A 1,020-nucleotide genomic window follows, 5' to 3' on the forward strand; every position below is an offset into this window, starting at 1 on the left:
AGTAATTGGCTTGGGGGTTCACTATCCATTCAACGCCAAAACGTCCATTTTCGCCGGCTCAGACCACAACAAACTTGAGCTGCAAAATGGTTCTACCGAACGCGGTTGGTACCACCACATCGGGCTCAGACACGAATTCAACGATAAATGGCAGATCGGCCTCGAAATCGGCGAATCCGATGTGCTATTTCGGGATACCGCCTCGCTTATCGAAGGTATTTATAAAGTCACCCAGCAAGTTGGGCTATCTGCCACCCTGCGCGATTACGATGATCTGGATTTGACTGAATACGAGGTTGGCGTGCGCTGGTTCTTCCGGGACTAAAAGCTTCAAGGCCTGCATCACTGCTGAGTGGCGCCTGCTGCCATAAGCGGCCACTCAGCCGCAAGCGCTGCAGGCGAAATCCCGACCCGCAGCAAACGGTTAGCGAATCAACTTTCCAGTTCAACCAGCGACTCTTCAAAGTAATCCAGAAAGCGCTGGATATGCGGCAGTGTATCGCGGCAACCGATAACACCGAACTCCAGGCTGTCCTTGTAGCTCACCACGGTGATGTTCAGCGCATAGCCATGCAGTACCAACGACACAGGGTAAGAAGCCAACATTTCAGCGCCGTTGAGATACAGCGGATCTTTGGGCCCTGGCACATTGGAAATCACCAGATTGAACATGGGGCTTACCCGCCCGGACAGGCCCGTCACCTGGCCAAGCGACAACGGCACATTGGTGAGTACGGTATAGACATCGATCTCGGATTTCTGCATATCGCCAAGCCGGGACTTCACCCCTTTCATGGAATCCTGAATCGCTGCCAGCCGCTTCAGCGGCTCGGCGATATGCGTTCCCAGGCTGACCTGCACGGTGGTGATCGCATTACCACCGTCGCCCGCCTGGTCCGCACTGCGCAACGACACCGGCACCTGAGCCACCAGCGGCTGGTCCGGTAACGCGTCCTGGCTCAACAGGTAACGCCGCAGGGCCCCGCCACACATGGCCAGAAAAATATCATTGACGGTACC

The 1,020-nt window shown here is 55.7% G+C and carries 2 protein-coding genes; one reads left to right on the forward strand and one right to left on the reverse strand.

The annotated features are described in order from the left end of the window. The coding region (locus A3730_RS32280) for a hypothetical protein (RefSeq protein ID WP_197477656.1) at positions 1–325 on the forward strand (325 nt) is incomplete at its 5' end. A 107-nt stretch (positions 326–432) separates the two neighbouring features. On the opposite strand, the gene A3730_RS26370 is transcribed toward A3730_RS32280, so the two are convergent. After that, a partial coding sequence (locus A3730_RS26370; RefSeq protein ID WP_156501386.1) for a WS/DGAT domain-containing protein occupies positions 433–1,020 on the reverse strand: 588 nt, incomplete at its 5' end.

Source organism: Alcanivorax sp. HI0044 (genome assembly GCF_001634945.1).